The sequence below is a fragment of the Rhizobium sp. BK377 genome (assembly GCF_014193935.1).
In the GTDB taxonomy this organism is placed as follows: domain Bacteria; phylum Pseudomonadota; class Alphaproteobacteria; order Rhizobiales; family Rhizobiaceae; genus Rhizobium.
The window spans coordinates 311,743-335,979 of the sequence record NZ_JACIAC010000002.1; the positions used below are offsets into that span (position 1 = coordinate 311,743).

The following is a 24,237-nucleotide window of genomic DNA, read 5'->3' on the forward strand; positions in this document are numbered from 1 at the left end:
GCGGTTCCATCGGCTGTGAGCCGCCCGTCCTGACCGCCTATGATCCGCCTCTGCTCAAGGAAAAATAGAGCCGCGGTGGCCAGCAACGGCGCCACCGGCAGCCCGACATCACACTTTAGGCAAAGACTTCCGCTCTCACTTCCGGACGCAGCGGATCCGGCCCGAACTTGTTCGGGCCGACAGTGCCGGGAAGCACGCTGATCACGAAAATGGCGATGCTCGCGATAAAGCCGACATAGGGAATCAGCCCCAGGATAATCAGCGCGAGATACCACCAGCCGGACATGTTGCGGTCATGGAAGCGGCGGATCTGGACGGCGAGAAACGGAATAATCGTTCCGAGCACAAACAATCCGCCGATAGCGCCGATAGCAATAATCGTTGACGGAACCCCACCCTCGACTCCGCCGGAAGCGGTGGCGACCCCGATAGCCACAACCGCAAACGCAAACGCGACCAGGACATAGAATAGATAAAACCACCAATATTCCGAGCGGGAAGCCCGGCCGGAGAAGGTTGCATATTTCTCTCTCAGAACTGTACGAACAGCTTCAGTAAACCCCATTGAAATGCCCCCATTTCAGCTTGCCGCGCGTGCGGTGACGACTCACCATCATCTTGGAATGACAGTAGTATCCAATGAAAAACAGCTACAATTCAAACGCAGAAATTGCAATAAGCCGGATGGATCGGGCTCGCGATTTAAAAAAGATCATACGGGGAGTTGTAGCGGGGGGCGAAAAGGGTGCTCGAGATCAGGAAGAGACACCCTTTTCATGCTGATTCTGGAGGCATCAGCGTAACGGAAACTAGCGGGCGGATCGCCCTCTTCAATCGGACTAAAGTCCGACCTCCGGAAATGAAGAAAGCCCGCGTAGCCTCCTACGACGAACAAATGAAGAAGTGACCGCGGCGCCGATCACACGGCATTCGCTGCTGCGGCAGTGTTCCGGGGAGCGGAATCCGCCGCCTCATCGCCTGGCGCTATCAACGCCATATTGGATCGAGCGATCTGGCTCTCGTAATAAGCCAGCTTGTCGGCTGCAATCTTGAGCCCGACGATGTGACCCAATGCGACACCGACATGGGTTCGGGTTTCGCCGCTGTGAAATTCCAGGAATAGCGTCGACGTCTCCGTCTCATACGTCAGACGCCGGAATGCTTTCGCCCCGCTATCAGCATCAGTTTTTTTGTTCTTCGAGCTTCTGAGCCACCGAAACATTGTTGCTTTCCCGATTTTGACGCCGGATATTTGCAGTCCTGACGGACGCGACATACAGCTAGCGGAGCGGCAACCGGCGTCAATCGGACCAAAGTCCGGCCCTCCCCGTCTTCGACAGTTCTTTGACGGCGAGCGACCAGGCTGGAAGGTGTGAACCCTCACACCGTCGAACGATCGTTTCAGGTGCGCCGTCTTGCCGGTAGCCGGGTCGCCTGATCTTCGTCGGCTTCACTGAGTTCGCCGCTGTCGCGCAGTTCCGAGATTCCCAGCTGGACGACTTTGATCAAATCCGCCATCCTTTTGCCGTGGCTGTTCTGGTACTCTTCCAGGGTCGGCGTGCTGAGCGTGACATAGGTCAGTTCAGAGATGCGATTGTTCTTCACCGCTTTGGCACCAAGAGCCCAAACCCGGTTGAACAATATTCGGTCTGCTTCTGTAATCGGCATGTCGATTCGCTAGCTGGTCGAGCCCGATATCGGACGGGAGGATATTCGCTATTTACTGCCGGTTTCCGGCTGCTGTATCTGGACGAACACCCTGGCCTGCGGATGAGTTCCCGCGTTGGATATCAGAAGCATGACTATCCCGGCCATCGCCAGCAGAATGGCGATGACGGGCATGGTGAAACTGCCGGTTTTCGGCTCCTGGTAGATCATCCTTCACTCCATCAGAAACCGGCGGCGCGAACGCCGCCGGAGCCGGCCGGTCAGGCCGTGATAATGTAGACGATCGTGTATTCGGTCGGATCCACGATCACGATCCGGCCATCGGCCAGAATGAAGAACCGATAGGATTCATACTGCGGCACGATCTTGACGATGCGCGGCGGAAGCGGCTCCAGCCGTATCTTCTTCGGAATTCTGGTGCCGACCGACACCGTGAAGTCGGTCTCGCGGACCGGCTCGACATGCACTTCCTTGACGACCTGACGGATCTCCGTCTGCTGTTCGACGGAAATATTGACATTCGTCTTGTCTACGGTGGTGGTGGTGTTGTTTTCCGTATTGCTGTTGACGGTCGTGTCGTTGGCCTCGGCATTCGTCTTGCTGTTGGTCTGCGTATTGGTCGAGCTGCCTGATGTAGTGGCGTCCGTGCCCGACTTTTGGGTATCGGTCGTGGACTTTTGTGTGGCCGTGCCGGATTTCTGAGTGTCCGTGCCGGACTTCTGCGTATCGGACGAGGCAGCGCCGCTGTCCTGCGTGCCGGATTTCTGGGTTTCCGTGGTCGTCGGCTTGGCCTTGGCGCCATCCGAAGTCCCCGCCGAAGTACCCGATTGCGTGGAACCGCCGTTTGCCGACCCCGACTTCATCTGCGTCTGGCTCGTGCCGTCCTTCGTGCCGGAGGTCGACCCGTCGGAACCCTGTGCCGGTTGCTGCGCCTCCTGGCCGCCTGTTGCAGCGCCGGAACCGGAAGAGCCACCGCTCGTGGCGTCGCCGGCGCCGGGTTGCTGCTGCGTCTGGCCACCGGACTGCTCGGTCTGGGCAGCACCTTTCTTCTTGATGATTGGCGCTTCCTGCGCCGAGGCGGATAGAAGCGTAATGGGCGAAACGCCGATCGACAGGGCCGTCACCAGAACGGCTAGGGTCTTGCTTTTCATGATAGACTCGCTTTTTTGAGGCCGCACGACGCCTTTGCTGCAGACGTGCGGCGAACTTCAATTTCTCTTGAGGGTGGGCGGACGCGGCTTGGCGCGTCCTGGTCCGGTCAGTTGATGACCTGGATCACCTTGCGTGACGACGGTTCGACGATGACGCGCTCGTCGTTCACGATTGCATAGGAATATTTCGGGTTTTCCGGGACCGGCGTCACGACGACGGTTTCAGGAAGCGGCTGACCGACGACCACCTTTTCCTTGACCACGACGCGGGTCGAAGGCGCCGGCGCTTCGCGGACATAGGTGACGACCTTTTGCGGCGGCGGATCGATCGCCGTGCCGACCACGGCACCGGCAACGCCACCGACGGCAGCACCAACCGGCCCGCCGACGATCGCGCCGGTGACCGCGCCGCCTGCAGCGCCGTTGACAGTGGAAGACTGGGCGAAGGCAACGCCCGACATCAGGGCCGCCGCTGCGGCCGCACCTGCGATAAGCTTGACAAACATATGGATCCTCCTTTCGTTCGACGCGGCCTTCCTGACCGCTGTCAAACCAACGACGGGAGCCCTTGGCTGTTCCCGGCATGCGACCTCAGTCCGGGGTGATACGGACCTTGGTCTGAGGTGGGGGCTTTTAGGTGGGGTATCGGCTGCGTTGGCGCGCAATGCCGAGCTATATCGCGATCAATCGCAGACTATGCCGTATTTAACGCGATACTCTTCCAACTGCTCTTTCGGACCGGCCAATAGCAACGGGCAAACAGTATAATTTCCCTTCACCTGGCCATTCTCGACATAGAGCCAGTCGAAAATATCGGACTTCGTAAACTCGACGCGATCACCCGACTTGATATTGTGGATGTATTCCGGCGTGTCGCCAAGAAGAGCGGTAAAATGATCGCCGGATCGCTGGATTCGAGAGACCCACATGAATTCCACCCCCTGCGCCATCTGATCCGTCGTCAGTGCCACACCCTTAGCCTTGTCTGTGAAACCCAGTTTGACGTTGTAATTTTCGGTTCCCGGCGGCGGATTGCTCAATTTCTCAAGGAAGGCGTCCAGGCCCTTTTGGGATTTCTCGTGAGCTTTGGCCATGGCCGGATCGCCACGTTTGATTATTTGAACGTTTGGATTGTCCTCGGCCAAAGCGAATTCGGTGGGGATGACTTGTATGGACAGGCCAAACACCAGCGAAACTAGGAGAATGCTGCACAACATCCGATAAACCCACGATTGTTGTCCCGTTCGACAGCAACATAGGGGTCTGAGATTGTTTTCCAATATTCGAGCTCGAACATGAAAATCATAAGGGCCGCGTCTTCGCAGGCACGGCATCGTTCAGGCGGGATGGCTCGCCGAGTGCCCCTCCACCTTTCTGACGCCCCTGCACCACCCCTCACGACAGCGCAAATATCCTCACCTCGCGCCCGATGCCATGAAGCTCCTCCATGCGCGACACCGAGCTTACGCCGCCGTCGCGCAGGATCTCCGAAACCTGCTCGTTATCGACCACGGCTTCCGTCGTCAAAATCACATGCGGTTCGGCGAGCTCCTGCACGCGCGAGGCGATGTTGACGGTCTGGCCGAAATAGTCCTGCCGGTCGTTCATGTTGACCGCAAGGCATGGCCCCTCGTGGATGCCGATCTTCAGGAGGAGATCCTCGCTGCCTCGCTCGGCGTTCAGCTGCAGCATCGCTTCGCGCATTCTCAGCGCCGCCGCCACCGCCCTGTCCGGGCTCGGGAATGTCGCCATGACGGCGTCGCCGATGGTCTTGACCACCGCACCCGCCTCGGTGGCGACGATCTCGTGCAGGACGCGGAAATGCGTGCGCACGAGATCGAAAGCGGCGAGATCGCCGACGCGCTCGTAAAGAGCGGTCGAGCCGCGCAAGTCGGTGAAGAGGAAGGTCAGGCTGGTGATCTTCAGGCGCTGGTCGACATCGAGCGTGTCGGTCCGGTAGATATCCCGAAAACTCTGGTTCGTCAGCAGCCGCTTGGCCGTCAGGAAAGGTCGCCTGTGGCCGAGAATATCGTGCAGCTCGTCTCCGGCAATGCAGACATTCGGCAGCACCCGGCGATCGGTATGGTTTTCCAGCGTCAGCCGCAGCGGGCCTGGGCGCAGCGTCAGCGTTTCGTTCGGCGCATGCCCCTGGCTGATGACCATCGAGAGATTCTGGCGTTCATCCGTCGGCAAGCCCTGCACGTCGATGAACTGCGCCGAATGCGTCACCGCATCGAAGATGATGACGAATTGCGGCGGCAGCTGCAGCGAGACAAGAGCTCTCTCGCCCGGCTCTAGTTCGACCTCCTCCAGAAGGACGTGCGCGAACCTTTCTTCCAGATTGTCAGGCAGGTCGACGCCGGTGCTGAAAAAGACCTGGCGGTAGTATTCGAGCGAAGGCAACCGGTCGGGGTCGTGGGCGGCGATCCTGCGCACCCGCGGGCTGACCGTGAACGTGACCTCGACCATCTCGTCGAGGGTCGGCTCGTAGCCGGCCGCGCACAGCGCACAATGATAGGCCTCCCGGTCGACGCTTTTCAGGGTGGCACCACTGTCGAGCACGCCGCCGCATCCGGGGCAAAGCACATTCCAGGTCATCTCGAAGGCGCCTATGCGGGCAGCATGGAGAAAGGCCGCGATCACTTTCTCTTCATCGAGATGATACGCACCAGCGAAGGCGAGCACATTGATGCGGTTGAGTTCTCGATCGGCGCCGTGCCTGACGACATCCTCGATGCGCTCGACCGTCTGCGGGTCGGCCGACTGTCGCAAGGCTGCAAAAAGCACGTCCACTTCGCTCATCGGATCAGTCTCCGTGCACCGAACGGCTGGTAAGGCCGCCTGCAGATGGCCATTATATCACGGAATCTCCTGATAGACATCGGAATGGCCGGATGCCGTGCAGCGCCGGATCGGCCGCTCTTGCGAGCAAGGCCCGCGGAACTGCCCGCGTACCGATCGGGGAGTGCGTGCCTCACCGGCAACAGCGCGCCGATTTTTTTCAAGGTGCAGTTGATCTTAGCCACTCGCCGTACAATTGATACGGCAATATTTGGGGGCCACTTTGCTGGCTGACTTATTGGCTGGACACCCTGGTCAGGGAGGGATGATGCGGAAACTCGAGCTTCCACGGAATGTGAGCCTTGCGGTCTGGCTGGTCCTTGTTCCGGCACTCCTGTTCGGCCTCGGTCTATGGCAGGCCGAGCGGGCAGCGGAGACGCTTGCGCAGTCGAAGGAGTTGTCGGAAGGGCTTACGACGACACTCGCTCAGGTCAGGAAAATTGCCGAAACCGAACCGGGAGCCATGCTGACGTTTCAGGGAGACGCGGGAGCGAAATCGCTCTCCGCGATGGTCGCCGTACCGCAAGTCGCTGCGGCGCTGGAGCGAGCCGAAGAGGATCTCGAGATTTCGTCGATCCGCCGGCCGCTTCCCTGGGGCACGATCGGCGGTGCGATCCTGGCATTCGCAAGCGGCATCCTCGGGCTTGCCACGGCAACCGTCAGCGGCTTGAGGGCGCGGCGATCTCAGGAGCAGCTGGTCAGGAGCTTCGGACGCCTGCGCATCATACTGCCTTTCATCCTTGCGGCGCTCGTCATCGGATTTTGCATCGGCATCGTCTGTGCAGCCGTGTTCGAGGCGATCAGCATGGGCCTCTGGGCGGATTTCTCATCCGGCAGCGCCAAGCTTTTCGCCCTCGCCCTGATGCTCGCCGGTCTTGCCCTCTACAGCGCCTTCCTTGGATTGCGCGGTCTCAAGGATGTCTTTGCGCTTTTCGCGCCGCAGCCGATGGATATTTTCGGGCGCAGGGTGCAGGAGGCCGATGCGCCCGGTCTTTTCCGCTTCGTTCGCGATCTCGCCGACCGGCAGCAGGCCGTGCGGCCGGACACTGTTGTCGTCGGCCTCACCCAGGGGTTCTTCGTCACCGAAAGCGAGCTGCGGCTTTGGCCGGAAAACGAAGTCGTCGCCGGGCGAACGCTCTACCTGCCGACCCCCTATCTCGACCTGCTCGACGAGCCGGAAGTGGCTGCGGTCATCGGCCACGAACTGGCGCATTTTTCCGGCAAGGACACGCTCTACAGCCAAAGGTTCACGCCGATCTATGCCGGCCTCTGGCGATCGCTAACGGCTCTGCAGCGCGGCGACGGCGGCAGCTTCGTCCTCTATCCCGCAGCCCTGCTGGGCTTTCATGCCCTTGAGCAGTTCGACCACGCGGTAAACCATTGGAGCCGCATCCGCGAGTTCGATGCCGACCGGAGCGGCGCGCGCTCCAGCTCCGTCGTCGGCGCGGCCTCTGCCCTCATCCGGACCGGGCTGATCGCCCCTGCCCTCAATCACGTCTTTGGCCTTGCTGCAGAACGGACGCTTTCCGCTGACAATTCCGAGCCCGCGTCCGACCTGGTGGCCGAAACCTCCGATCTCGTTCGCGCCAACGGCTGGTCCGATCCGGTTTCCCTGCTCGAAGACCGGCAGCCGCATCCGACCGATACCCACCCGCCGACCATCCAGCGCATTCAAGCAATGGGGCTGACGGCCGACGAGAGATTGCTCGGCATCGCCACCCGCGCTCCGAAACCAGCCGGTCTCACCTTCGCCTTCGAGCTTTTCTCGGATTGGAAGGCGCTCTGCAGGCAGCTGAGCGGCGATTACCTGAACCACCTGCGCGACCTGCGCTCGGCTCGCAGGCAGACGCTCGAAGCGCTTGCCGCAGCCGCGCCGGGCGAAACCGTTGTCTACGACAACGTCAAGCCGATGATCTGGACGATGGCGATCGTTGCGGCGATCTTCGCAGGATTCGGGCTGATGGTTACGGTCTTTGCGGCGGAGATCGGCTTCGCGCACGATTATTTCGCCAGGGCATTGGTATCCGGTATTGCCGCAGCCGGCGTCGTCATGTGCGGCCTTTACGCGCTCTATCTTCACAGATCGGCGGCGCAGCCCCTCATGATCCTGACGCCGGCGGAGCTGCGGGCCTGGATGCTCGACCGGCCGGTCGCCTGGACTGATATCGACGCCCATAAGGTCTTTGCCTCCAACCGGTTTGCGCTGCGGCTTTTGCTGGCGCCGTCCGCCTCGCTTCCCGCAAAGAAGTGGCGCGCGCTTCACAGCAAGATCGACCGCAAACAACGCATCGTCACGATCGGCGCAATGGGCATCCGCGGCATGAAGGCGGCCGAATTCAGCGCGCTCGTCGAGCGTTACCACAACGCGGCCCACGCGCTGAAGGAGCTTTCCAAGTTCTCTTGAGAGGCGCGTCTGAGGCAAATGAGACGATCAGAGGGTCTTTACCGAAGCTCTATGCAGTTCGGCTCATCGGTATGTCTGATATGTCATCGGCATCAGGCAGATTGACGAGTTCGCTCAGTTGCAGTGCAGGTGAGCGAAGGATGTGAATGTCGCTATCGGTGTAGCCGAAAAGATCGCTTTCCGTCGCGATCAGTACGCCGACCGCGTCGCCTTTACTGCGCACTGTCTTTTTAAGGGCGGAAGCGGCCTCCGCCACGCTTTCCCCCTGGCGTTGGACCCTTACGAAGGCTGCTTTTCCACCAAGCCCGTCTTTCAAGAGACCGTCCGCACCCGTATTGCGCTGAATGCGGGTCACCGCTAGCCCTGCAAGATGTGCTTCAACCCATGGGTCATTGTTCAGGTAGGCCTCAACGCCTTTCCTGAGGAGGGCGGAATCTGTTCTTACCGGTGCTTCCAGCCGCGCCTTGGCCAATGTCGTGGCGTCATTTGATACATCGATGCCAAGGAATCTTCGATTCAGGAGCTTTGCCGCGACCAAGGTTGTCCCGCTCCCGCAGAAAGGATCCAGCACAAGGTCGCCCTCATCGGAGGCTAACGCCACGATGCGTTCCAGGAGCAGAAGAGGCTTTTGGGTGGGATAGCCGGTTCGCTCCCTTGCTTTAGGGTTGAGGAAGGGGATATTCCAGACATCTCCCAGCGGAACGCCTTTTTTGTTGCCGTCAAAAACGATCGAACCATCTTCGCCGGTTGCATAGATCGACTTGCCGCGGTCGTCCCGTGTTCTCTTTTGCAGGATCTGGTCGACATTCGTCGTCGCGCTGTAATCCACGAACGCCGGATTCCACTTAAAATCAGGGCCGTTGCCATAGAAGAGGATGTTCTGGTGTTGCTGGAGCAGCCCTCTTTTTGCATTGGACCAGCGCTTGTAGGCCCATATGATTTCGGACTGAAAGTTCTCCGAGCCGAAAACCAGGTCGAGAGCCTGTCGTGCAATATGGGTGCTGTTGTGATCGCAATGGAAGAATATCGATGCATCAGCTTTCATCGATCGCCTGCAAAGCAACAGCCGCTCGACCAGGAACTCGAAATACTCCGACGAATGTTGCCAGATGTCGTCGAAGGAATAACGTTTTGAGCCGTCGCGAGACGAACTGCTATGTTTTCGTCCGGTGAAGAAAGGCGGATCCAGGTAAACCAGATTCACGGAGTTCGCCGGAATGGTTCGGAGAACCTCGAGGCAATCCCCGTCAAGAACCTCATTTTCCACCGGTTTTCTCCTCCGCGATGCGGCTTATGACCGCTAAGAGATCAACGCCCGTGTACTCTCTGATGAACTTCCAGGCGCTGTCCGCGTAATAGTACTCGCCCTTAAGGCTTATATAGAGATCTTCAAGGACCTGCTGGATTTTTCGAGCCTGGGCACGATTGGGATAATAGAACATCACTCGAACCGGCTTGTAACCGGCGGCGTGGATGACCTTGAGCCGGGTGTGCTCCTTGGTAATATGGTCACCATCGGTGGTTGCATCACGCCACTTGATTTCGATCGCGTCCTTCAGAGGCGTCAGGGAATCGATTTCAAAGGTTTTAGGCCGCAGGCCAAGAGTGTTGTCGATGCGTTTGGAACCAGCTTGAGGGAAACGATACTGGACGCAGAGTTTTGCGGCAGCTTCAAGAAATGACCCCGCATACTTGTAAAGAAATCGGCCCTTGTTCTGATAGACATCGATATCATGGCCTTCAGCGGCCGTAATTCCGAGGACTTGGTAAAGGATATGATGGGATCGATCGTCGTCATCCATCTCCAGGACGCGATCTTCGATTTGCGACTTGAGCCGCCTCTCAAAATCGTCGGACAGCGCCCGAATCTCTTTATATAAAATCATAAACGCCCCTTTTTCGACAAAGGAGCATACTCCAGACTCGCGGTCCAGATTATTCAGCGCCTCTCCCACATCAATATGGATGCACGCAAAGCTAGAGCAATTCCAGCAAAACCGCTGTGGACTTTTGCGGGCACTCCCTCTGTGGGAAAGCGAAGCCAGCGTAACGTGCTGTCCGGTTCGTGAAATCAGCAACAATCAGTTTTGCCCGTCACAATCCCCGACTAGAAATTTGGCTCGAACCGTGAGACTTGACCACGCCGGACAGGAAAAGAGGATAACTAATTGCAGCAGCGAAAGTCATTCAAGGTCGCATTTACTCTCGCAGTCGCCGCATCCCTATGGTGCGCGCCTCCTCTGCAGGCGCAGGAGCCGGCAGGCAGCCTGACATGGTCCAAGGATCCGGCCAGCCATTGCGAATTCGTGTCTCCCGCGTCGCTGACGTCAGGTCCGACCTACTGGATCGGCGCATGCCCTGATAACAAAGCTTTCGGACCCGGAATGCTGCGTCGCCGCGACGGCGATCGCGCCGGACCTGCTTTTTATGGGGACATGCGCGCCGGAGTCCCCGTCATCGGGGTGATCGACGATGAAGGCTATCGGGTCGGCCGCTTCAAGGACGGCGATATCGGCGGCGATGCGGAATTGGAACCGCAGGTCAGGCTCGACGCGTTCCGCGCGGCAGCGAAGGCCGCTCGCGAAGTCGCCGGCTTATACGCCAAGCAGGGGAATGCCGCCTCGTCGCGCCACTATGAGACGGTCGCGCAGCAACTGGATGAGCAGATCGAATGAAGGCCCGGCGCGGACCGCTTCGTGCCGCTTTTGTTACATCTCTTCCGTAAACGTCTCCACCGTGATCGCGAACACGGCGATCCGGTGCCATTCGCTGCGGCGGGAGACAAAGGTTTCCTCCGAGCCCATCGAAATCAGAAAGTCGCGCCCCAATGAATCGCGGAACTGGCTGGCGGGCGAATCCCAGATGCAACAGGAGCGCTTGAGGCGGTTCAAACCCACGGCCTTGATGAGAAAGGCTTCGGTGGAAGCCGCGTACCGGCCGGATAGGCGGTATGTCGCCTGAAGCGGTTTGCCCTGCCGATCCGGCACGTAGCTGCACCCGGCATATTCCACATGAGCGGGCTTCCTGTGCATCTGCGCCAGGAAGTCACCGCAATCCTGCGCCGTCACCTTGGCATCGGGGATGCCGGCGGACGCTGCCATCAGCGGCGTTGCGGCGGCGCCAGCCAGCGACCACATGGCAAAAAGACAAACGGCGAGCTTCATATCCAACCTTAACTGCGCCGCCCGGACGACCCCATGAACGGCATGGGCCTTTATAGCGGACAATCGATTTCAGGACAGACAGGCCAGTCAGGGCGCATACCGGCTGAACACGAAGTCGCGGTCCTTGACGACCGAGTGGCAGGCAAAACACGCTTCGGGCATTGCTGTCGCTGAAGGTTTGCCGTCGTCGAATTCGACATATCCCCAGCCGCCGGTCGAAGCATATTTTTTCGCGTCCTTGATCATGAACTGCACGCCGTTCTTGGGCACCCCGGCAACGAATGACTGGGCTGCGCCAAAGGCTGCCTTGCTTTCTTCCAGCGGGTGATAATCCCAGGCCAGGCGGCCGATGATGGTACCGTCGGGATAGGTGGTGGCCCCTTCCCGGAAGGCTTTGATCGCAATATCATTGCCCAGAATGGCCCTGATATCGTTGAGCTTGCCTTCCTCATGCGCCACGGTGATCAGCGGCCAGTCGCGGTAGCCGGCAGGCAGCTCAGACAGAGCCGGTGCGTGTCCCTCATCGGCCGCCCCGGATGCGGCGGCATTGTAACCGATCAGGCCGGTAACCAGGCCGACGGCCAGCGACACCACGATAATCTGCTTCATCGAAATATTCTCCTGCGATCAGACGACGAAGCGATCCTCGCAGATATTCCGGCAGGCGAAATCATACTTTGATATGGTGGACACCGCCCGCGGCAGGCCGCCTACAGGCCATGCCCCACCCTGCGTTCGTTCTCGATGCGCGTGACACACCCGGAGACCTTTGCCATCAGCAGATCGAAGTCGATCGGCTTGGTAAAATAGGCTTCGGCGCCGGCCTGCAGGCCCGACAGCATGTTGTCACGGTCGGCCAAAGCCGTCAGCATGATGAACGGCGTTCGCGCGAGCTCCGGATAGTTCACCTGTAGTTCGGCCAGAAGCTCATGACCGCTCATCACGGGCATGGAAATATCGCAAATGACGAGATCGGGCCAATGCGAGACGATCATTTCAAGCCCCTCCTGGCCGTTCGAAGCCTGTAAGGTCTTGAAGCCGGCGTCTTCGAGTTCCTCCACCAGGATCTGCCGAAGTTCCGTCTCGTCATCTATGCAGAGTATGCTGATCATTGTTCTCTCTCAGGCTGATTGTTTTTCAATGCATTCGTCGAACGGCAGCTCGACTGTAAAGGTGGTGCCTCGCCCCAGAGTGCTCTCCACGGAAATCGATCCGCCATGCAGTTCGACGATTTCCTTGACGATGTTGAGGCCGATCCCCGTCCCGGCGATCCCAGTGGCGCTGCGGGCGCGGAAATAGGGCTCGAACAGCTTCGGCAGATCATCCGCATCGACGCCTATCCCCGCATCGGTAACGCTGACGCGAACGTGCCTGCCGTCCCTCCAGCCGGTGACGCGGATGTTCGAACCGGCGGGTGAATATTTCACCGCGTTCGACAGCAGATTGGAAAAGACCCGTTCGATTGCGGCCTTGTCGATCATCTGCAGCTCCGGCAGTTCCGCAAGATCGTGGCTGATCGTGTGGCCCTTGCTGATCTCCGCCCGGCTGGCGATACATTGGCGAAGCACCGCGCTCAACGAGCTGGCCTCCTTGTTGATGGCAATGGTTCCCATCTCCAGCCGCCCAGCGGCAAGGATGCTTTCCATCAGTTCGACCATCCGGGCGACGGCCCCTTTGATCTGCGCGGCCTTGTCCTCCAGAAACTGCGGCGTGACCGCCGCCTTTGTCCGCGTGAGCCGCTGAGCCGCTCCGTCGATGACGGCCAGAGGCGTCCGGAACTCGTGCGAGATCATCGCCACGAAGCGGCGCTGCAGGGCGTTGATCTGCCGCTCATGCTGGAGGAGGCGGTCGAGCTCCATATTTTTTTCTTGAACTTCCGCCGTCCTCACCTGCACGACTTTCTCGAGTTCGTCGCGATGCTGGCGCAGCCTGCGCTCGCTGGTTTCGAGCGCCTTGAGAGCCAGCTGTCGGTCGTGGACGTCTTCAAGGAGGCCATACCAGCGAACCACCTTCCCTTCGCCATCGCGTTTGGGCGCGGCACGGTTGCGATACCACCGATACCGCCCTTTGACCGTCCCGATCCGGTAGATCATGTCGAACAGCGCCCCGGTCCCAACCGCCGCCTCCCATGTCTTCACGACATCAGGCAGGTCGTCCGGATGGAGGGTCCTGTGCCAGCCCTGCCCCATCGCCTCATTGACTTCGCGCCCGGAAGCGTCCTGCCAGCCAGGCCCGACCTCGATGACGTTTCCTTCCGCGTCGGCCACCCAGGGCGTCTGGGGATGGAGCTCGATCAGCGACCGGTAATGTTCCTCGCTGGCCTTCAAGACCTGCTCGGCATGACGAAGATCGGTAAGATCGTAGATAACGACGACGACGATCGGCTTCTTCCCCTCGGCCGTGGGAATGAAGGACCGCCGCTTGTGGGTCTGGAACGTGCGGATCGAACCATCCGGCGCCGTGATCTCTTCTTCGATCAGACATGCCTTGCCTGTCGCCAGGACCTGTGCATCCGCTTCCCGCACCCGTGCCGCCTCATCGGCCGGGAGGAAGTCATCGTCGGTGCGGCCGAGGATCTCGTCGAGCTTGAGGCCGAACATCTCGCACGCCTTGCCGTTAATGAACAGAAAGCGCGATTGATCGTCCTTGATGATCGTCGGCCTCGCTGCATCCTCGAACAGGTCTTTCAGGAGATCGGGATGAGGCGTTTGCAGAGCAGGCTCGGCGGAAGAGCAATGATCGACTTTGGAGATGTTCACGACGCACTCTCTCAACTTAATTGAGTGCTAATCTACAACCAGAGCGTTACCGAATACTGAAGCGGGCGGGCTTTGTTTTAGCCATGAAGAAATCCGAGGATAGGGCGATCCGCGTGCTCTTCCCGGCCATGGTTGCTGCACGCAGCCATCTTCGGCAACACGGAGAAGCCGGATCTGGCAGAGTCCAGACCCGGCTTCCTCTTTGGTTTGGATGCGTATTGCCGGATATCAGCGGAGTTCCTCGGCGAGCCCGATGAGAATCCCTTCAGGCCCGCGGATGTAGCAAAGCCGGTACGCGTCCTTGTACTGGACGACTTCGCCCACGAGCTCAGCGCCGTGCATGCGAAGCCTTTCAAGCGTCTCGTCGATGTCATCGACAGCGAACATGACGCGCAGGTAGCCGAGCGCGTTGACCGGGGCGCTCCGGTGATCGGCGACGACATCGGGCGCAAGGAAGCGGGAGAGCTCGATCCGGCTGTGTCCGTCAGGCGTGCGCATCATGGCAATCTCGACATGCTGATTGCCCAGCCCTGTGACACGTCCGGCCCATTCTCCTTCGATCATAGCCCGCCCTTCGAGTTCGAGGCCGAGTTCGCGGAAGAAATCAATCGCTCTTCCGAGGTCTTCGACGACGATTCCGACATTGTCCATTCGCTTGAGCGCCATGTCCGGTCTCCAAGGTGTCGTTGTAATCTACAAGTGTCGGGCTTACTGCTGGATATCGGGCTCGACGAGACGTGCGAGATTGCGCAGCGATTCCTGCCAGCCGAGATAGCAGGCTTCCGGCGGGATGAGATCCGGGACGCCAGCCTGCACGATATCGACTTCGGTGCCGACCGAGACCCTCGTCAGTGTCACGGTGACCTCCATCTGGCCGGGCAGATTGGCGTCGTCGAATTTGTCGGTGTAGCGAAGCTTCTGGCCGGGAACGAGTTCAAGATACTCGCCGCCGAAAGAATGGCTGTGGCCGGTCGTGAAGTTGCGGAAAGACATCCTGTGCGTTCCGCCGACGATCGGCTCCAGATGGTGAACCGTGCAGGTAAAGCCGTTGGGCGGAAGCCATTTGGCCACGGCATCCGCTTCCAGGAAGGCGCGATAGACCTTTTCCGGTGTGGTTGCCAGGACGCGGTGAAGACGAATTGTGCTCGGCATGATGATCCTCCTTCGGATTGAACTTATGCAATGCCTCTAGGACGGGCCAGCTTCTGCCGATCCGACAGCGCGATTGATTTTTTTCTTCTCCCCTGTCGCCGACCATAGAGCGGCCTTCCGAAACAGACGACCGCACAAACATATTCCCAACCTGCCGCCACGTCATTGCCCTGTCTCCAACCCGTCCTATTTCTCGCGCGGGACGATCAGCGAGAGAGGACGCGCATGCCGATAGACAATGCGAAATTGGCGCCGATGCAGCCGGGTGTATCCGTGGAGGAGCTGAAGGCGGCTTTGGGGACGAGCTGGGAGGAGCCGAGCATCCAGGCGGAAGGCCGTCTGCATGTCGAGGAATTCGGCACGCGCATTACCGCCGATGGCAGGCTCGGCGAGGTTTATTTTCGAGCACCCTTCAAGCTTCCCCCTATCCATGGTGTCACGATGGGAATGCCGGCCGACGAGCTGCATCGGCTTTATCCCGGCGCCGAACGCATTTCCGACGAGAGGGAGAAATATGGCTGGACCAACCTGAAGATGCACCTGTCGGATACGCTGGATCTCGGCGTCGCCATCAGGGAGGACGTCGTCAGGATGATCAGCCTCACGGACCCGACAGCGGTCTATCCGGAGCGACCCTATAAATATGCCGATCCCGATCTTACCGAGGCCTATGACCTGACGCTCACCGACCCTGTCAATCTCGCCCGCCGCCCAAAGAATGGCTGGTGCTACGGCCGCCCGCCAGGCATCGATGGCGACAGATGGCCAATCAGCGCTACCAACGGCATGCCGCTTCGCCACGCCTTCACAGTGAAACTGCCGCCGCAATACCGCACGCAGGGTGATGAATACGTAGCGATCTCGCTCTTCGTCGACGAACAATGGGAAACGCCACCGGCAAGCAGGAATGCCGGCGCCGGCGGCGCGCGCCGCGTGGATCCTCACCGCTTCGACATGGAATTCATGGACAACAACTATGTTCTCTTCTGGCTGACGGAGGAGGAGCTTGCAGCTCCGCTCGGCGTCCCACCGGAGATCGAAGGCGCCCCTGTTCCCGGCTGGCTTTCGAAATCGCCGCTCGATTATTTCGGCGAATTCAACCTGCCGAGGACGGCGGCCGAGCAGCAGCCAAAGAACGTCTTTTCGCCCGGCGGACTTGCCGTCAACGAGCTTCTGGCAGCAGCCCGTCCTCAGAACCGCTGGAAGAACCTGCCCGGCCGCGAGGCGCTCGATTACGGCTGGCCGGTCGTGATCACATTGCGCGAGGGCGATCCGAATGTCGGCAGGCCGGCGCGCGAATTCAGCCACGAGAATGAGCTCAGCGGCTATATCGCAGCCTATTCGGAGGAAGGCCAGGAACTGAGGCTGGACCGCTTTCAGGACTGGCACGCCCATCTCGGCGGCACGATGTTTCCGATGCAGGGCTATCCCGATTTCTCGCCCTATTACATCGAGATCTCGGAAATCTTCGGCGGCTTCAATTTTGGCGACGGCGTCGCGCAGATCGACCTCAAGGAGATGAAGCTCGAATGGGCGTGCTGATGCTGGAGAAATTTGGCGACGGCTGCCAATTGCCGGGCGCAAGCCCGGCCGAGATCGCCGCCTGCGAGGCGAAGCTGAAGATCACCCTGCCGGCGGAGATCAAGGCCTTCCTCGCCGAATCCAACGGCTTCAACGGCGAAATCGGCCAGGGCTATCTGGTCCTCTGGAGTGCGGCGGAACTCTCCGGCGCTGACGGCTACGAGATCTTCGAATTCCGCGACGACCAGTTGCTGATCGGCTCGAATGGAGGGCCGACCGCCTATGGTTTCGTCAAGGGCGAGTATATTTCCATTCCCTTCGTCTTTGCCGGAGACTGGGCAAACGAGGTGCGTATTCTCGGCCGCTCCTTCGAGGAATTCATCGCGGCGATCGAGCGCGGCGACGGCTGGTAATGGCCCGTTGCCTGCCGGTCCGGCTTGCGGCTAATCTTGCCTGATGGCGCGAAAGAGAAACCGAGACGTCATCTCCTGGTATGAGGCGCCGACGCCTGATATCTGCCCGCTCTGCGGCCGGGTCGTTCCGGCCGAGCAGCGGGACGAGCATCATCTGGTGCCGAAGAGCCGCGGCGGACGGGAGACGCAGGTCCTGCACCGCATCTGCCATCGCCAGATCCATGCGCAGTTCAGCGAAGCGGAGCTGGAACAGTCCTACTCGACCGTCGAGGCTCTGCTTGCCCATCCCGCCATCCAGACCTTCGTCGCCTGGGGAGGAAGAAGCCGCCGGGATTTTATGATGGCACGCGACGGAGCAAGCGCCGGCGAGAGTGAGCCATACAAGCCGTCGCCCGGCCTTACTGGACCTTGCCTGCCCGCCTGCCCTTGCCCGCGCCCGCTCGCTTGCCCGCAACCTCGACCAGCCGCCGGAAGGTCGGGCATTCCATGTGCGAGGGTGCCGAACATTCGGCGACATGGCGCAGCGTGTCGCTGAGCGCCGTCAGCTCCCGGATCTGGCGATCGATCTCATCGGCCTTCTGATGCAACACGGCGCGCGGCAGTTCCGGAGCGCCGGTCTTGCCGAACATGCCCGATATTTCCTCGAGCGAGAAGCCGGCTGTCTTGCCCATGGCGATCAGCTTCAGCTGCAACAGCACCTCGGGCGGAAACTGGCGGCGCAGCCCATGGCGGAAGACCGAGGTGATGAGCCCGATCTCCTCATAGTAGCGCAGCGCCGAGGGCTTGATTCCGCTTCGCGCGGAGACCTCTCCGATATCCAGAAATTTCATGCTTGACCTCAAGTCGGCTTGAATTCGTAGCCTGCGCTTGAATGACATTTCAAGCAAGAGGACATGGATATGCAACAGGCAGAAATGACAGGATCGGAGCAAACGGAAAGACGGGGCGTGACGCTGACGCTGTCGCTTTCGATGCTGCTCGCCTCGCTCGGCACCAGCATCGCCAACATCACCCTACCCGATCTGGCGAAAGCTTTTTCGGCGCCCTTCGCTGAGGTGCAGGGCGTCGTGGTCAGCTATCTCGCAGCCTTGACGATTTCGGTCGTCATCGCCGGCCGGCTCGGCGATCTCTACGGGCTGAAGCGCATACAGCTTGCGGGCCTTATCCTCTTTGCAATGGCTTCGCTGCTCTCGGCTGCCGCACCCGATTTGCCGCTCCTGATGGCGGCGCGTGCCGTTCAGGGCATCGGTGCTGCCTTCCTGATGACGATCTCGATGGCGCTGATGCGCGAGACCGCAAGCGAGGCGCGCATCGGCCGCGCCATGGGCCTGCTTGGCACGGTTTCCGCGCTCGGCACGGCGCTCGGCCCTTCGCTCGGCGGCGCGCTGATCCCGCTTGCCGGCTGGCGCGGCATCTTCTGGGTGCAGGTGCCGCTGGCGTCACTTGCGCTGATCCTGGCGATCGCGACGCTGCCCGTCGATAGGGCCAGGGGCAAGGTGCGCCCGGCGGGTATGCTTGCCGTGATGGAAAAGCGCCTCCTCCCCAATCTCATCGTCAATATCGTGGTGGCCGCCGTGATGATGACGACGCTGGTGGTCGGTCCCTTCTATCTCGGTCTGGCGCTTGGCCTGACACCCGCAGTCGTCGGCCTCGTCATGTCCGTCGGTCCGGTCATTTCCATCGTCAGCGGCGTGCCCTCAGGCCGGCTGGTCGATGCCTGGGGCGCGCGCGCCGTGCTTTCGATCGGCCTTGCCCTGCTCGCCGCCGGCGCCTTCCTGCTGGCCATCCTCCCGCAGATACTGGATGTCGCGGGCTATATTGCCGCCATCATCGTACTGACGCCCGGCTACCAGCTTTTCCAGGCCGCCAACAATACCGCAGCCCTTGCCGATGTGCCGAAGGAGCGGCGCGGCACAGCTTCCGGCCTGCTCGGCCTGTCGCGCAATATCGGCCTGATGTCGGGCGCATCCCTCATGGGCGCCGTCTTCGCCTACGGCGCCGGCACGGAGGATTTCATCCATGCCGCACCTGAAGCCATCTCGGCCGGTATGCGGCTGACCTTCCTGCTTGCCGGCGGGCTGATGCTATCAGCCATGGCAGTCATCTTCGCGGGCGCCTTCAAACGGACGTCGACCACGACTGCTTCCGGTGGCTGATATCCAGTCACATCACGGCGCACCGCCGGATAACTCTTCAAAAGCTTTGCGCGAGACGTAAACTGTAATGGTCGCGTCGGCAGATGGCGCGAACTCCACGACCGCGGCGACCTTAAAGGTCGTCGTTCTTGGCACAGCACCAAGCGGTGTCCGCGCGCCTTGAGGGTCAATCAGAAGGAACCGATCACCGACCTTGACGGCAAGCGCATCGGCCACCTGCCGGCTGATAACGGCATGACGACCTGCCGCAAAATCGGCTGTCGCCACACCGGTCCGAAGGTTCAAGCTGCGAAGATCATCGGCTTCGATGCCTTGCACCATGACGCCGGTACTCCGATCATTGGCAGCCGCCAAGGCATTGGAGGACTGACTGTCGATCTGCCCAAGGCCAGCGTTCGTGAAAACAAAAACAACTATGATCGCAACGACAAAACCAAGAACATTCTTCATGAGCGCCATCTGTTCAGCCTACTCCAAGCGAAACTTCCCATCATGATGCGGTGCGCCCTTCGGCGGGAGAGGTAGGTGACCTCATTCCCTGCGTGTCCGCCGGGCTTGACCTCTGCAGGTAGTCCGCCAAATCTACCAGCGCCACGGGAAAAAATATCCATGAAATATGCCAGTGTTTTGCTCGCCGCCCTGCTTACCAGTGCGATCGTAGCCACAGCTTCCGCGGCATCCGATCAAACGCAACCGGAGGCGCGCGATTTGCAGGCCCTGACGACCATGTCCACCGAATTCGTCATCGAGACGACCTTCCTGCCGCAGATCATGCGGGTGAAATACGATGACGACAAGGGGCCGATACTGGCCGATATCGGCCGGCTGCAACCTGATGTGCGCAACCTCTTCTGGCTCTCGTATCTGCACTACGTGGCGCCGGGCAGCGGGCTGCACCATTTCTTCACTACGGTCGCCGAGGGGCGCAAGATCACGGAGGAAGCCAAGAAACTGCTGGTCGCGCAGGGCCAGTCCGTGAGCGAGGATACGTTCCACGAGATGACCGCGATGACCGAAAAATCAGATCCGGCACGCAACGCCGATGCCGTGCTGAAAGCGCTGACAGCGGCCGGCCTGACGCGGCAGGCGGAGGCCTTTGCCGCAGAGCGCGATCTCGCGGCCCAAAATGCGGACGCCGATTTTACCGCGCTCGACGCCGCCTTCGGTGAGATGACCGAGCTTCGGGCCGCCATCCGCAACTATGTCGAGCGCACGCCTGTGCTTGTCGAATGGGCCGCCAGGGCGCGCGCCGAGATCGATGACGAAGACCGGCTCAGCTATCTCACGGGAAAACTCAACAAGATGGAGGATGCCGAGATCGATCGCCTTCCGAAAGCGCTGAAGCAGATCTACGTCGTCGATTATTTCAACGCGGAAATGCTGAATGGCGGCGTCCACCAGTTCTTCTTCAATTCGTCCGGCCGTTATGCCCCCGATGTCGCAGTCGCCTTGCGCGAGCTCGGACTGACCAGGCATGCCGATGTTATCGAGCGCGGCATCGACATGTTCAGCAAGCCCTATCCGACCGATACCCAGAAACGGCGGGTATTGAATTTTGCCGGCGAATGGGGGCCCTGGGATGATGCCCTCTCCGCCCTCACCTATGAGGTCGACGACGGAGAAATAACGCCTGCCCTGATCACGCTCGCCAAACGCGAAAACCTGCTGCCGCGATAGGCCGGAAATACTTCGAAGGCTAGCCGCCAATCGTATGGAGTAACGCAGGGCAACTCAGGCAAATACGGTAATGCAGACGGCCGTCCAGATTAACCCCGTCCCGAGTGCCATCGCTCGCCTGGCAACGGCGACCTTGTCTGCCTCATCCTCTGCGACGGGTGTGGTCACAATCCAGGGAACGCAGCCAAGTGCTGCAAATCCGATGACGGCGACGATCATCACAAGATAATCGACAGCACGCCAGCTCCCCTGTTCATAGACCCCCCAGTAACCCAGAAAGGCCATTCCGACCGCAAACATGGTGGCGGACGCAGAGCAAAGCCCTGTAACGGACCCGGTAGGTGCGTGCATGGTGCTTTTTTCACGTGTCTGCGAACTCATGACGCAATATCCACGACGGTTGGTTGTCTCTGCGCAACTATGTCAGGAATCGAGCGCGGCGTGAAGCGCTGGTGACCTTCCGGGACACCATCGAAATTCCCCGCCTCGGGCGGCGCGACCACCGCCCGAGGCCAGTTCTGCTAGAGCAGCCGAACGGACATGCCGCCGTCGACGATCATCGGGCTGCCGGTCATGAAACTCGACTGGTCCGACAGCAGGAAGAGCGCTGCCTGCGCAATTTCCGAGGCAGCGGCCATCCGCTTCATCGGATGCAGGCTCGCGATATAATCGAGGATTTCAGGGTTGTTCTCCCCGCCGGCGGGTGTGATGGTTCCGCCGGGAAGCAGGCTGTTGATCCTGATGCCATCGGCCGCATGATCGGCCGCGACCGATTGCACGAGGCCGATCAGGCCGGCCTTCGACGCCGCATAGGCTCCCATGCCGGGCAAGCCGCCATTGCTGTATCCGACGAAGGACGAGGTGAAGACGATCGAGCCGCTGCGCTGTGCCTTCATCACCGGCAGCTGCGCCTTCAGCGCGAAGAAAGCGCTCGTCAGGTTCGTGGAAATCACCGTCTCCCAATTGGCCGCGCTCATTTCCGCAAACGCGCCCATCTCGCCGACGATGCCGGCATTGTTGAAAGCCCCGTCGAGCCTGCCATAGGCCTCGAGCGCCCGGTCGACCAGCGCCTGCGCGTAAGCTCCATCGCACACATCACCAGCCAGAGACATGGCAGTGCCGCCGCTCTCTTCGATCTCGGAAACCAGCGCCGCAAGGTTCTGCGCGCGCCTCGCCCCAAGCACGAGTTTCGCGCCTCTCGCCGCAAACAGCCGGGCGGCGGCCGCTCCGATGCCGCTGCTTGCGCCGGAGATGATGATGACCTTGTCTTTCAGTTCCATGTCCAAACCTCCTGTTTTGATGGTCGTGGAGGGGTAGGAAATATGAAGACCGGCAGCCACCCGATTCCAGATCGGCCATCTGCCCGCCGGATAAATGGCAAACCGCCGAAACCCGTTAACCATCTACCGCTCTCTAGGACCATAGTCCGGCGGATGCCGGACCTCGGTCCGATGCACGCTCTGCAATTCGCACCTAACATCATGGTCATCCTGATGGCCGCCTTCCCGAGTCGGCGATCCCATGACTTTCGATGAACCTATCCTGCGAAGGAGAGACCAATGCGTATTGCAACTTTTGCGTCCATAACTGCGCTTTCAATGATCATGGCTTCCAGCCCTCTGGCGATCACCGGCTTCGATATTGCCGCCATGGCAAAGGACGGCGGAAACGGCGGCGGCGGCGGAGGTAATGGCGGCGGCAGCGGCGGTGGACACGGCGGCGGCAACGGCAATGGCGGTGGACAAAGCGGCAGCCATGAAAACCACGGCAACCAGGGTGGCAGTTCATTGCGCGACGGCTCGAAGTCCGGCAGTGCGACGAAGGGGAAATCCGGCGAGGCGAAGGGAAAATCTCAGTCAGCGAAAAAGACCACTGACGATAGCAAGCAAAAGAACATTCGCTCCGAGCTTGCGGGCCTGAACTCCCTCAACCGGAGTTACAAGGCCTATATGCACACGTCCGATCCGAAGATGACGGCGATCTCCGCCTACGCCATGGCCTATGCCCAGTTTGAGCTCGATAACGGCATCGAGCCTGCAGCCGACGATCCGGTGCTCGGCGATGCGGCACTGGAAGACGCGCTGGCCGCGGCAACGCGCACCGGCGAAGTGAGCCCGGCAGCCCTCGCCGAGGCCAAGACCATCCTCGGCGTCGGAGACGCCGACGGCAAAATCGACCAAATCCGTGAATCCCTGTCCAATTCCGCCCCGACCTCGACAGGGAATTAACGGCCGCTCGATCCGCCGGGCCGCATACCCGGCGGATCGATTGCACCTCTCGTGGGTTTTCCCACGGGCAGAATAATCTCTTCCCCCCTCATTGCGCCCGTCGCCGCGCGGCCGCCGGCCCCCGGGGAAAGTGTCGATGTCTCAGGAATTATGCAACACCACAGCCACAGCCTCACCTTGTGGGAAGCTGATAACCTCGCCTGGTAAAGGCCAGTCCGCTAAAGCGTCCGGCTCGTCCTCCCCGTCGATAGTGACGGTCGTGAGCCGTGACGCGAGATCGTCTAGCTCTATCCTCGCCTCTTGCGACAACCCGGTTGAAACGGGGGACAGGTTCTTCGATAGACCCCAATAATCCCACGGTTTCAGTTCCAGCTTACGCAGGGCTGCCATTTCTCGAAGCAGGCTTCCGGCGACGAACCACTCTCCCCCAAGGTTGAGACTCGATACGCCAAATCGCGAGGCCATCTCCGCGTCGCCCTTGATCCGAATCCAAGCCTCGCTTGCTGTCAGGAACCGATCGCCTGGCACATCCAAGGTGTCGAAAGACACTCCCCCGATAGCCGCAAACTCTACATCGAGCCGTTTCCAACGCCCACCGTCATGCCATTCGCAAAGCCAATGATCTTCCCAACGGTCGGCCACCAGATAGTCGGCAAACCCCACACGAAGGCGAGCCGGGATGCAGCTCTCACGAAATCTACTAACCGCCATTATAGCGAATCCCGGCATACGCCGCCGACCTTGTGCTGTTGGCAGTCGCCTTCAAGCAAATTGCGTTTTACGGCGACAGACAGAATCTCTTCAACCGAACGAAGCTCCAGATCGGCGGCCTGTTCGGGTTTGAAACCTCGCTCTTCGGACTCCGCCCCGCGAGGATGCTGCATGAATGAACTAATCCATCGAGCAATTGATTTGGGCTCTACGCCACCGCCCATCAATGTTTCGCGATAGGGGCCAGGTTCGGAGTAGACGCTTTGGGAAGCATAGAAGGATTTGCGCATTGCTGTCTCTTTCCAGTTGAGATTGAGACACGACAAGAAGGGCAAATTTTCAAAAATTGTCAATTGCGCGCCTGCCACTGGAAGTTCCGCTCCAGTTAAGGG

The 24,237-nt window shown here is 60.2% G+C and carries 29 protein-coding genes; 7 read left to right on the top strand and 22 right to left on the bottom strand.

The window, feature by feature from the left end; all coding sequences use genetic code 11:
* Positions 1-115: 115 nt before the first annotated feature.
* From FHT92_RS10200 to FHT92_RS10235, 8 genes are all read right to left on the bottom strand, one after another.
* On the bottom strand, positions 116-565 hold the full coding sequence (locus FHT92_RS10200) for a DUF805 domain-containing protein (RefSeq protein ID WP_183739730.1): 450 nt from the start codon (positions 563-565) through the stop codon (positions 116-118).
* A gap of 354 nt (positions 566-919) precedes the next feature.
* Entirely contained in the window at positions 920-1,222 is a 303-nt protein-coding gene (locus FHT92_RS10205) for a KTSC domain-containing protein (RefSeq protein WP_183824474.1), read from the bottom strand.
* 179 nt (positions 1,223-1,401) lie between these two features.
* Positions 1,402-1,668, bottom strand: a complete 267-nt coding sequence (locus tag FHT92_RS10210; protein WP_183739735.1) for a hypothetical protein — start codon at positions 1,666-1,668, stop codon at positions 1,402-1,404.
* Between the two features lie 48 nt (positions 1,669-1,716).
* A complete protein-coding gene (locus FHT92_RS10215) occupies positions 1,717-1,878 on the bottom strand; it encodes a hypothetical protein (protein WP_183824478.1) in 162 nt (53 codons plus the stop codon).
* A gap of 50 nt (positions 1,879-1,928) precedes the next feature.
* Positions 1,929-2,819: a DUF1236 domain-containing protein gene (locus FHT92_RS10220; protein WP_183824481.1), complete on the bottom strand. Its 891-nt coding sequence runs from the start codon at positions 2,817-2,819 to the stop codon at positions 1,929-1,931.
* 107 nt (positions 2,820-2,926) lie between these two features.
* On the bottom strand, positions 2,927-3,325 hold the full coding sequence (locus FHT92_RS10225) for a DUF1236 domain-containing protein (protein WP_183824484.1): 399 nt from the start codon (positions 3,323-3,325) through the stop codon (positions 2,927-2,929).
* Positions 3,326-3,502: 177 nt separating this feature from the next.
* Positions 3,503-4,036 (bottom strand): YegJ family protein, encoded by a 534-nt coding sequence (locus FHT92_RS10230; protein WP_183824487.1) that lies wholly within the window; start codon positions 4,034-4,036, stop codon positions 3,503-3,505.
* A gap of 178 nt (positions 4,037-4,214) precedes the next feature.
* The gene (locus FHT92_RS10235; RefSeq protein ID WP_183824489.1) at positions 4,215-5,621 is read right to left on the bottom strand and encodes an adenylate/guanylate cyclase domain-containing protein; all 1,407 of its coding nucleotides are present in this window, start codon (positions 5,619-5,621) and stop codon (positions 4,215-4,217) included.
* Between the two features lie 307 nt (positions 5,622-5,928).
* On the opposite strand from FHT92_RS10235, the gene FHT92_RS10240 reads away from it, so the two are divergent.
* Positions 5,929-8,064 carry a M48 family metallopeptidase gene (locus FHT92_RS10240; protein ID WP_183824492.1) on the top strand — a complete coding sequence of 712 codons (2,136 nt, stop codon included), beginning with the start codon at positions 5,929-5,931 and terminating at the stop codon, positions 8,062-8,064.
* A gap of 49 nt (positions 8,065-8,113) precedes the next feature.
* Here the strand turns inward: FHT92_RS10240 and FHT92_RS10245 are convergent, their stop codons facing one another.
* Together FHT92_RS10245 and FHT92_RS10250 are read right to left on the bottom strand one after the other, a co-directional pair.
* Positions 8,114-9,331: a site-specific DNA-methyltransferase gene (locus tag FHT92_RS10245; protein ID WP_183824495.1), complete on the bottom strand. Its 1,218-nt coding sequence runs from the start codon at positions 9,329-9,331 to the stop codon at positions 8,114-8,116.
* Positions 9,321-10,145 carry an ApaLI family restriction endonuclease gene (locus tag FHT92_RS10250; RefSeq protein ID WP_210278420.1) on the bottom strand — a complete coding sequence of 275 codons (825 nt, stop codon included), beginning with the start codon at positions 10,143-10,145 and terminating at the stop codon, positions 9,321-9,323. The genes FHT92_RS10245 and FHT92_RS10250 overlap by 11 nt, the downstream gene beginning before the upstream one ends.
* Before the next feature lie 303 nt (positions 10,146-10,448).
* On the opposite strand from FHT92_RS10250, the gene FHT92_RS29840 reads away from it, so the two are divergent.
* Positions 10,449-10,739, top strand: coding sequence for a hypothetical protein (locus FHT92_RS29840; protein WP_409527149.1), 291 nt, complete (start codon positions 10,449-10,451; stop codon positions 10,737-10,739).
* Between the two features lie 33 nt (positions 10,740-10,772).
* On the opposite strand, the gene FHT92_RS10260 is transcribed toward FHT92_RS29840, so the two are convergent.
* From FHT92_RS10260 to FHT92_RS10285, 6 genes are all read right to left on the bottom strand, one after another.
* Positions 10,773-11,228 (bottom strand): DUF4952 domain-containing protein, encoded by a 456-nt coding sequence (locus FHT92_RS10260; protein ID WP_183824497.1) that lies wholly within the window; start codon positions 11,226-11,228, stop codon positions 10,773-10,775.
* Between the two features lie 87 nt (positions 11,229-11,315).
* A complete protein-coding gene (locus FHT92_RS10265) occupies positions 11,316-11,837 on the bottom strand; it encodes a cytochrome P460 family protein (RefSeq protein ID WP_183824500.1) in 522 nt (173 codons plus the stop codon).
* 101 nt (positions 11,838-11,938) lie between these two features.
* On the bottom strand, positions 11,939-12,340 hold the full coding sequence (locus FHT92_RS10270) for a PleD family two-component system response regulator (protein WP_183739762.1): 402 nt from the start codon (positions 12,338-12,340) through the stop codon (positions 11,939-11,941).
* Positions 12,341-12,349: 9 nt separating this feature from the next.
* Positions 12,350-13,987 carry a PAS domain-containing sensor histidine kinase gene (locus FHT92_RS10275; protein ID WP_183824503.1) on the bottom strand — a complete coding sequence of 546 codons (1,638 nt, stop codon included), beginning with the start codon at positions 13,985-13,987 and terminating at the stop codon, positions 12,350-12,352.
* 228 nt (positions 13,988-14,215) lie between these two features.
* Positions 14,216-14,653, bottom strand: coding sequence for a VOC family protein (locus FHT92_RS10280; protein ID WP_183824506.1), 438 nt, complete (start codon positions 14,651-14,653; stop codon positions 14,216-14,218).
* Positions 14,654-14,695: 42 nt separating this feature from the next.
* Positions 14,696-15,139, bottom strand: coding sequence for an SRPBCC family protein (locus FHT92_RS10285; RefSeq protein ID WP_183824508.1), 444 nt, complete (start codon positions 15,137-15,139; stop codon positions 14,696-14,698).
* A 225-nt stretch (positions 15,140-15,364) separates the two neighbouring features.
* Here FHT92_RS10285 and FHT92_RS10290 point away from each other — a divergent pair, with 225 nt between their 5' ends.
* Complete coding sequence (locus tag FHT92_RS10290; RefSeq protein WP_183824512.1) at positions 15,365-16,681, top strand: hypothetical protein; 1,317 nt, start codon at positions 15,365-15,367, stop codon at positions 16,679-16,681.
* Positions 16,669-17,073 carry an SMI1/KNR4 family protein gene (locus tag FHT92_RS10295; RefSeq protein WP_183824515.1) on the top strand — a complete coding sequence of 135 codons (405 nt, stop codon included), beginning with the start codon at positions 16,669-16,671 and terminating at the stop codon, positions 17,071-17,073. Before FHT92_RS10290 ends, FHT92_RS10295 begins: the two co-directional genes overlap by 13 nt.
* Positions 17,074-17,471: 398 nt before the next feature.
* Here FHT92_RS10295 and FHT92_RS10300 read toward each other — a convergent pair whose 3' ends face one another.
* Complete coding sequence (locus FHT92_RS10300; RefSeq protein ID WP_183824518.1) at positions 17,472-17,903, bottom strand: helix-turn-helix domain-containing protein; 432 nt, start codon at positions 17,901-17,903, stop codon at positions 17,472-17,474.
* Between the two features lie 69 nt (positions 17,904-17,972).
* Between FHT92_RS10300 and FHT92_RS10305 the strand changes: the two genes are divergently transcribed.
* Positions 17,973-19,229, top strand: a complete 1,257-nt coding sequence (locus FHT92_RS10305; protein WP_183824521.1) for an MFS transporter — start codon at positions 17,973-17,975, stop codon at positions 19,227-19,229.
* Positions 19,230-19,241: 12 nt separating this feature from the next.
* Here the strand turns inward: FHT92_RS10305 and FHT92_RS29085 are convergent, their stop codons facing one another.
* Positions 19,242-19,679, bottom strand: a complete 438-nt coding sequence (locus FHT92_RS29085) for a hypothetical protein (protein WP_210278421.1) — start codon at positions 19,677-19,679, stop codon at positions 19,242-19,244.
* Positions 19,680-19,838: 159 nt separating this feature from the next.
* On the opposite strand from FHT92_RS29085, the gene FHT92_RS10315 reads away from it, so the two are divergent.
* A complete protein-coding gene (locus tag FHT92_RS10315; RefSeq protein WP_183824527.1) occupies positions 19,839-20,906 on the top strand; it encodes a DUF4375 domain-containing protein in 1,068 nt (355 codons plus the stop codon).
* Between the two features lie 54 nt (positions 20,907-20,960).
* On the opposite strand, the gene FHT92_RS10320 is transcribed toward FHT92_RS10315, so the two are convergent.
* Positions 20,961-21,287, bottom strand: coding sequence for a hypothetical protein (locus tag FHT92_RS10320; protein WP_183824530.1), 327 nt, complete (start codon positions 21,285-21,287; stop codon positions 20,961-20,963).
* Between the two features lie 140 nt (positions 21,288-21,427).
* A complete protein-coding gene (locus FHT92_RS10325; RefSeq protein ID WP_183824533.1) occupies positions 21,428-22,186 on the bottom strand; it encodes an SDR family oxidoreductase in 759 nt (252 codons plus the stop codon).
* Between the two features lie 279 nt (positions 22,187-22,465).
* On the opposite strand from FHT92_RS10325, the gene FHT92_RS10330 reads away from it, so the two are divergent.
* Positions 22,466-23,134 (top strand): hypothetical protein, encoded by a 669-nt coding sequence (locus tag FHT92_RS10330; protein ID WP_183824536.1) that lies wholly within the window; start codon positions 22,466-22,468, stop codon positions 23,132-23,134.
* Between the two features lie 141 nt (positions 23,135-23,275).
* On the opposite strand, the gene FHT92_RS10335 is transcribed toward FHT92_RS10330, so the two are convergent.
* Both FHT92_RS10335 and FHT92_RS29255 read right to left on the bottom strand, forming a co-directional pair.
* The gene (locus tag FHT92_RS10335; RefSeq protein ID WP_246735209.1) at positions 23,276-23,845 is read right to left on the bottom strand and encodes a hypothetical protein; all 570 of its coding nucleotides are present in this window, start codon (positions 23,843-23,845) and stop codon (positions 23,276-23,278) included.
* The gene (locus tag FHT92_RS29255; RefSeq protein ID WP_246735210.1) at positions 23,845-24,213 is read right to left on the bottom strand and encodes a hypothetical protein; all 369 of its coding nucleotides are present in this window, start codon (positions 24,211-24,213) and stop codon (positions 23,845-23,847) included. The genes FHT92_RS10335 and FHT92_RS29255 overlap by 1 nt, the downstream gene beginning before the upstream one ends.
* Between the last annotated feature and the right edge of the window lie 24 nt (positions 24,214-24,237).

Coding starts and splice junctions, on each gene's coding strand:
- FHT92_RS10200 (WP_183739730.1), bottom strand. CDS start 565: ATGGGGTTTACTGAAGCTGTTCGTACAGTTCTGAGAGAGAAATATGCA.
- FHT92_RS10205 (WP_183824474.1), bottom strand. CDS start 1,222: ATGTTTCGGTGGCTCAGAAGCTCGAAGAACAAAAAAACTGATGCTGAT.
- FHT92_RS10210 (WP_183739735.1), bottom strand. CDS start 1,668: ATGCCGATTACAGAAGCAGACCGAATATTGTTCAACCGGGTTTGGGCT.
- FHT92_RS10215 (WP_183824478.1), bottom strand. CDS start 1,878: ATGATCTACCAGGAGCCGAAAACCGGCAGTTTCACCATGCCCGTCATC.
- FHT92_RS10220 (WP_183824481.1), bottom strand. CDS start 2,819: ATGAAAAGCAAGACCCTAGCCGTTCTGGTGACGGCCCTGTCGATCGGC.
- FHT92_RS10225 (WP_183824484.1), bottom strand. CDS start 3,325: ATGTTTGTCAAGCTTATCGCAGGTGCGGCCGCAGCGGCGGCCCTGATG.
- FHT92_RS10230 (WP_183824487.1), bottom strand. CDS start 4,036: ATGTTGTGCAGCATTCTCCTAGTTTCGCTGGTGTTTGGCCTGTCCATA.
- FHT92_RS10235 (WP_183824489.1), bottom strand. CDS start 5,621: ATGAGCGAAGTGGACGTGCTTTTTGCAGCCTTGCGACAGTCGGCCGAC.
- FHT92_RS10240 (WP_183824492.1), top strand. CDS start 5,929: ATGCGGAAACTCGAGCTTCCACGGAATGTGAGCCTTGCGGTCTGGCTG.
- FHT92_RS29840 (WP_409527149.1), top strand. CDS start 10,449: ATGCTGCGTCGCCGCGACGGCGATCGCGCCGGACCTGCTTTTTATGGG.
- FHT92_RS10260 (WP_183824497.1), bottom strand. CDS start 11,228: ATGAAGCTCGCCGTTTGTCTTTTTGCCATGTGGTCGCTGGCTGGCGCC.
- FHT92_RS10265 (WP_183824500.1), bottom strand. CDS start 11,837: ATGAAGCAGATTATCGTGGTGTCGCTGGCCGTCGGCCTGGTTACCGGC.
- FHT92_RS10270 (WP_183739762.1), bottom strand. CDS start 12,340: ATGATCAGCATACTCTGCATAGATGACGAGACGGAACTTCGGCAGATC.
- FHT92_RS10280 (WP_183824506.1), bottom strand. CDS start 14,653: ATGGCGCTCAAGCGAATGGACAATGTCGGAATCGTCGTCGAAGACCTC.
- FHT92_RS10285 (WP_183824508.1), bottom strand. CDS start 15,139: ATGCCGAGCACAATTCGTCTTCACCGCGTCCTGGCAACCACACCGGAA.
- FHT92_RS10290 (WP_183824512.1), top strand. CDS start 15,365: ATGCCGATAGACAATGCGAAATTGGCGCCGATGCAGCCGGGTGTATCC.
- FHT92_RS10295 (WP_183824515.1), top strand. CDS start 16,669: ATGGGCGTGCTGATGCTGGAGAAATTTGGCGACGGCTGCCAATTGCCG.
- FHT92_RS10300 (WP_183824518.1), bottom strand. CDS start 17,903: ATGAAATTTCTGGATATCGGAGAGGTCTCCGCGCGAAGCGGAATCAAG.
- FHT92_RS10305 (WP_183824521.1), top strand. CDS start 17,973: ATGCAACAGGCAGAAATGACAGGATCGGAGCAAACGGAAAGACGGGGC.
- FHT92_RS29085 (WP_210278421.1), bottom strand. CDS start 19,679: ATGAAGAATGTTCTTGGTTTTGTCGTTGCGATCATAGTTGTTTTTGTT.
- FHT92_RS10315 (WP_183824527.1), top strand. CDS start 19,839: ATGAAATATGCCAGTGTTTTGCTCGCCGCCCTGCTTACCAGTGCGATC.
- FHT92_RS10320 (WP_183824530.1), bottom strand. CDS start 21,287: ATGAGTTCGCAGACACGTGAAAAAAGCACCATGCACGCACCTACCGGG.
- FHT92_RS10325 (WP_183824533.1), bottom strand. CDS start 22,186: ATGGAACTGAAAGACAAGGTCATCATCATCTCCGGCGCAAGCAGCGGC.
- FHT92_RS10330 (WP_183824536.1), top strand. CDS start 22,466: ATGCGTATTGCAACTTTTGCGTCCATAACTGCGCTTTCAATGATCATG.
- FHT92_RS10335 (WP_246735209.1), bottom strand. CDS start 23,845: ATGGCGGTTAGTAGATTTCGTGAGAGCTGCATCCCGGCTCGCCTTCGT.